This window comes from Zooshikella ganghwensis DSM 15267, assembly GCF_000428585.1.
Lineage (GTDB): Bacteria > Pseudomonadota > Gammaproteobacteria > Pseudomonadales > Zooshikellaceae > Zooshikella > Zooshikella ganghwensis.
Genome location: NZ_AUAF01000303.1, coordinates 1 through 2,558, shown reverse-complemented (window position 1 = coordinate 2,558; position 2,558 = coordinate 1). Strand labels below are relative to the sequence as shown.

The window sequence follows — 2,558 nt, the reverse complement described above, 5'->3', positions numbered from 1 at the left end:
TCCTTATTACTGACTTAATTTACCCAAATAGACGTGCATAATACATCTTTGGTTGTATTATATGCTACCCCCTAGGAATCCATATAGAGCCAAAATAAATTAACTTCTTTCACCATGTTTAATTTGCCTATTAAGTATACGTTTTATTGGATAATTTTGATTATCCATTTCTGAGCTGCAGGCGGACTTTCCTTACATTACGCAGGAATCAAGGTTCTGTCACAAGACTGAGTAAACCAACTTGGCGTATAATGACTGGATTACTAGAATGGTACATTAAGAGTTACCTTTTTGGTTTGATTTTAAGAAGTGATACCTTTAATCAAAGCGGGTAACTCTTAGTTTTCAAGTAAGAACTGTCAGATCGCACCTAATACAGTTGACGACTATTAAACACCATAGTACTTTGAAATTCCTATCTATCTAGCAAAATCCATAGTTACATATCTCGTTGGCAGTTAACTCATAAATATCGTACTTACCTGGCGCATAATAAGTATCTCCGTAGGGACTATATATCTGAAAGATATACCAGCCACTTTTATCGCTTGTCGCAGGTTGTGCCACATAGTCATCCTTACATTGATCATTCACATCTTTATATTCCCATTTATACACGCTGAAATACTGAGCATACTTAAAGTTTGCCAACGGGTAACGCCCCCAAAAGCCAGAAATGGTTACCTGATTATCATCAACATCTTTTAACCAATACCAATCACTGCCATCTTCCTTAGCACAATAAACATTTGCCCATGAAGCATTAGCTGTCGAGTGAGTCAAACAAGCAGCAAACGCCAGTCCAAGATAACTTTTTTTAATTAAGTCCATTAGGCCTCTCCACAAAAATGGTAAACGTAAATATTATTATTGTTACCAATACTTTTTTTCATGTACTCTCTTAGGCAAAACCGAGCCTCTTTGTAGGTCTATTGTCTGATATCCAGCAAACCGGCTAGATATTAGCTCTTACACGATTCTTCAGGTAATTGGTTTGACATATTTCAATGGTCACATCGTGTTTCTGACAAACCGCTTGGCAGTCTTGATCTGCTGAATCTCGTTATTTAATTCAAAACAGGTAGTATTGTGGTTGGCATCGGTTAACGTGATCAAGTTGCTACTGTCATCATACTCAGAGTATTACTCCTCCTTTGGGACAATTTATGTCTAATACAAGTGCTGTATTAGTTAACTAATTGATTACTTACCTTGTCGTACACATCATCATACGAAAACTATTGATCTTGCGCAGCGGTGATTAAACGTAAATGTTTGTCATAAGATAGGAGGATGTCCCAACCTATGTAGTAGAACTAACTCTTAACGAGGACGCCAGAAAATAATATATTATGGTTGTTTTATTCCTTAATAAACCACTCAGAACCAATGCATGACATAAAATTCCTTTTAATTTTAATATGGTGTATATCACATATCATCACTAAAACAGTTCATTTTATTAATTTAATGTATTTTTTTGTAAATAAAAGACGACAGTTTAGGTCTATAGTACTTATAATTTGAACAGAACAAGAGAAAGGATTTATGCTGAAGTATGGACCTAGGTTATTGACTGAGTCTACGGTACTCAAAAAATAGCCGATAACCCTGCGTATCGGCTATTTTTTGTATAATTCAGACTATACCGCTTACTTAAGCTACATAGCCTAACTGTGTCGTATAAGGTGATTTAAAGTTGCGAAGTGAACATTGAGCCTGATGATTGATTTGCCCAACTTGCTAAGGTTCATTTCTTTGCTCTTCTAACTGCTTTTCTAGTCTTTCCACTTTCTTGTTTAATTCATTAACTGCTGCAATCAGTGGTACTACTAGCCTTGAATAATTGACCCCTAGCAACCTTTTTTCACGATCTCGATAGACAGCCAAAGGATAAACCTCTTTGACTTCTTGAGCGACAACACCAATTTCTTCCTTAAAATTTATGGTTAAAGTACTGTAGTCAAGGTATGGTATTTTATAATGGTAAGCTTCTATTCTTGCAAGTTTTTCTAGTGGTTCTTGTAAAGCAGCCAAGTCAGTCTTGATATTCCTATCACTTAATCCGCATCCCCCTAGTGAATCAAAATAAGGCCCCGAGCATGTCCCGGGTTTGTATTCATCATCATCAGCAGAGTATCCGTTAACGTTGAGTAACGATAAGGAAATAAGAAAACAACCAACAACCTTTTTCATACCAATCATCCAGTCATAATTTAAGTAAATTATTAATTTTAAATAAATTACTTAAATTGACATAAATCATGATTAGCTGATTATCAATCATTTATTTAAAGTACGTCAGTATGTGTATTAATTATTCAGCTCGCTGGAATTCACTAAATTAGCATCTACGTTCCAACTTGGGTTTTAATAAGATATGGCTGTCGAAAGGATGCATCAATATATTCTTATTTGTTGGCATAAATCATTAAAATATCAATTCTTATTAAAATTAAATACACGCGGTTTCGGATAATAAGTGCAATTGGCATAAGAGAAGCCAGCTGGTAGAGTTTGCGCTTCTCCCGACCAAGAGATAAAGCACTATGAACTAC

General features: G+C 35.3%; 2 protein-coding genes. Both read right to left on the bottom strand.

The features are described from left to right. Window positions 1-423: 423 nt before the first annotated feature. The gene (locus F607_RS33315; RefSeq protein WP_051311855.1) at window positions 424-831 is read right to left on the bottom strand and encodes a hypothetical protein; all 408 of its coding nucleotides are present in this window, start codon (window positions 829-831) and stop codon (window positions 424-426) included. 912 nt (window positions 832-1,743) lie between these two features. Further along, a complete protein-coding gene (locus F607_RS0126200; RefSeq protein ID WP_027710365.1) occupies window positions 1,744-2,196 on the bottom strand; it encodes a tail fiber domain-containing protein in 453 nt (150 codons plus the stop codon). Between the last annotated feature and the right edge of the window lie 362 nt (window positions 2,197-2,558).

Excerpts from the sequence above, each read along its gene's own strand:
- F607_RS33315 (WP_051311855.1), bottom strand. The coding sequence starts at position 831 with ATGGACTTAATTAAAAAAAGTTATCTTGGACTGGCGTTTGCTGCTTGT.
- F607_RS0126200 (WP_027710365.1), bottom strand. The coding sequence starts at position 2,196 with ATGAAAAAGGTTGTTGGTTGTTTTCTTATTTCCTTATCGTTACTCAAC.